Genomic DNA, 1,275 nt, shown 5'->3' on the forward strand with positions numbered 1-1,275 from the left:
TTGCCGGAGCCCGATTCGCCCACGAGGCCCAGCGTCTCGCCGCGGCGCACGTCGAAGGCGACCTCCTGCACCGCCGCGACGACCCGCGGCTTGCCGAACAGCCCGGCGCGGGTGGAGAAGGTCTTGGTCAGGCCGACGACCGAGAGGGCGACCGCGTCCGTCACGGGCACCCGCTCCGGCGGCACGAGGCTGGGGACGGCGGCGAGCAGCGCCCGCGTGTAGGCGTGCTGCGGTGCGGCCAGAACGGCCCGCGCCGTGCCGGACTCGACGAGGCGTCCGTGCTGAAGCACGGCGACGTGGTCGGCGATGTCGGCCACCACCCCGAAATCGTGGGTGATGAACAGCACGCTCATCCCGCGCCGGCGCTGGAGGTCGCGGATCAGCGCCAGGATCTGCGCCTGCGTGGTCACGTCGAGCGCCGTCGTCGGCTCGTCGGCCACGAGCACCGAGGGTTCGAGCGCCAGCGCCATCGCGATCATCGCCCGCTGCCGCTGTCCGCCGGAGAGCTGGTGCGGGTAGGCCCGCACGATCCGCTCCGGGTCCGGCAGGCCGACCTCCGCGGCGAGCGCCGACACGCGGGCGCGGCGCTCAGGCCCCGTGAACAGGCCGTGCGCCTCGTACATCTCGGCGATCTGGTCGCCGATCCGCATCACCGGGTTCAGCGCCGTCATCGGCTCCTGGAACACCACGGCGATGCGCCGCCCGCGGAGCCGGCGCCAGCCGGACTCGTCCAGAGTGAGAAGGTTGCGGCCCTCGAACAGGATCTCTCCGGCGGTCGGCCTCACACCCCGCGGCAGCAGGCCGGTCAGCGCGTAGGCGCTCATCGACTTGCCGGAGCCGGATTCGCCGACGACGCAGAGGATGTGTCCCGGCATCAGGTCGAGGGACAGGCCCTCGACGGCGTGAGGACGGTCGGCGCCCTCGGGCAGGGCGATCGTCAGGTCCCGAACCCGGACGATCGGCTCGGCCATCAGGCGGCGGCCCCCGCGGTCAAGCTCCTGCGGCGCGCGCGCACGTCGAGGCCGGTCTCGCCCAGATCCCAGAACAGGCCGGCCATGATCGCGAGGCCCTCGCGGGTCATCGTGCCGAGCATGTGCTCGTCGGGGCCGTGCTGGAGGCAGGCGGGATAGGAATGCGGCACCCAGAGCGTCGGCAGGCCGAGGATTTCGGCGAATGCGTCGTTGGGCAGCGAGCCGCCGAGGTTCGGCAGCAGCGCCGGACTCTTGCCGGTGCTGGCGCGGATCGAGTCCATCGCCCAGCCGACCCACGGGTCCT

General features: G+C 72.9%; 1 protein-coding gene and 1 pseudogene. Both read right to left on the bottom strand.

From position 1 onward, the window contains the following. The coding region (locus tag ACFE8Y_RS20945) for an ATP-binding cassette domain-containing protein (RefSeq protein ID WP_375466299.1) at nt 1-971 on the bottom strand (971 nt) is incomplete at its 3' end. Continuing rightward, a pseudogene (locus ACFE8Y_RS20950) lies at nt 971-1,275 on the bottom strand (M20 peptidase family dipeptidase); the annotation flags it as partial. The pseudogene ACFE8Y_RS20950 and the gene ACFE8Y_RS20945, both read right to left, overlap by 1 nt.

Origin of the sequence: uncultured Methylobacterium sp., from assembly GCF_964242245.1 — a bacterium.
Lineage (GTDB): Bacteria > Pseudomonadota > Alphaproteobacteria > Rhizobiales > Beijerinckiaceae > Methylobacterium.